This is a genomic window from Thermorhabdus hydrogeniformans (assembly GCF_049310025.1).
In the GTDB taxonomy this organism is placed as follows: Bacteria; Bacillota; Thermosediminibacteria; order Thermosediminibacterales; family Tepidanaerobacteraceae; genus JBJYKD01.
The window spans coordinates 1-249 of record NZ_JBJYKD010000242.1; the positions used below are offsets into that span (position 1 = coordinate 1).

1 pseudogene is annotated in these 249 nt (G+C 65.9%); it reads right to left on the bottom strand.

Features of this window, described 5'->3' with window-relative positions:
* A pseudogene (locus ACKX14_RS16280) lies at positions 1 to 249 on the bottom strand (aminomethyl transferase family protein); the annotation flags it as partial.

The following is a 249-nucleotide window of genomic DNA, read 5'->3' on the forward strand; positions in this document are numbered from 1 at the left end:
GGCGTGGCCGTTCGGGCGCGACGGCGAACGGTCGTCGTAGTGCACCTTCACGTTCCAGCCGCCGGTCTCGGCGTGGAACTTCACCCAGTTGCAGGACGGGGCGCGGCCCACCAGCACGAAGCTGTTCTCGGCCAGGTAGAAGAGGATCGCGTCGCCGATCACGTGGCCGCTGTACGAGCACGCCACGAACTGCTTGGCGCGGTTCGGCACGAAGTTCTTGAAGCTGTTGATGGCCAGGCTCTCGAGGAG